Annotated in this window: 1 protein-coding gene; it reads left to right on the top strand. The window is 57.2% G+C overall.

Going from position 1 to position 867, the window contains the following annotated elements:
• Positions 1 to 142 precede the first annotated feature (142 nt).
• Positions 143 to 867 (top strand): ABC transporter substrate-binding protein (locus EOA24_RS39705; RefSeq protein WP_245501998.1); only part of this gene is annotated, 725 nt, incomplete at its 3' end.

Genomic DNA, 867 nt, shown 5'->3' with positions numbered 1-867 from the left:
CGCCGATGGACCCTGCCGTCCGCGAGGAACTCGATGCGTTTGTGGCGAAACGCCAGGAGGATATTTCCCCGAGCCTCGCCTAAGTCCAGCCAGGCGCCCATGAATAAATGGACCGGGAACAATAAAATTAGGGAGAAGAAACATGGCGTTTTTCAGAAGCAATGGGGATCGCGTTCCAGCTTCCATCGATAAGATGGCGAGCGAGGTCAAAGCAGGCACGATGGACCGGCGTGAGTTCCTTGCGCTTGCAAGTACATTCGGCGCCTCGGGTGCGATGGCCTATAGCCTGATCGGCGTGGCATTTCCCCAATCGGTGCGCGCCGCTGAACAGAAGAAGGGCGGAATTCTGCGCGTCTCAATGCCCGTCAAGGCGCAGAAAGACCCGCGTACCTATGACTGGGTGGAACTTGCCAACATCTCTCGTTGCTGGCTGGAGCCGCTCGTCCGTTACACACATGAGTTCACGTTCGAACCTGTTCTGCTGGAAAGCTGGGAGATCAATGAGGACGCGACGGAGTATGTCTTCCACGTCCGGAAGAGCGTCACCTGGAACAACGGCGATACATTCGACGCCGATGACGTAATCTTCAACATAACCCGGTGGTGCGAGAAGGGCGTCTCGGGCAACTCGATGGCCGCTCGTGTCGGGGGGCTTATCGATGCCAAGAACGGCAAGGCGAGAGATGGAGCGATCGTCAAGGTCGATGATTATACCGTCAAACTCGAGCTAAGCGACCCCGACATCGCCATAATCGCGAATTTCACCGACTATCCCGGGCTGATCGTCCACCCCAGTTTCGATGCCGGCGGCGCCGACCCAGTCACGAAGCCGATTGGGACGGGTCCATTTGAACTGGTATCCTACTT

The sequence above is a fragment of the Mesorhizobium sp. M2A.F.Ca.ET.039.01.1.1 genome (assembly GCF_003998035.1).
In the GTDB taxonomy this organism is placed as follows: Bacteria; Pseudomonadota; Alphaproteobacteria; order Rhizobiales; family Rhizobiaceae; genus Mesorhizobium.
This window is presented reverse-complemented; position numbering and strand designations above follow the sequence as displayed.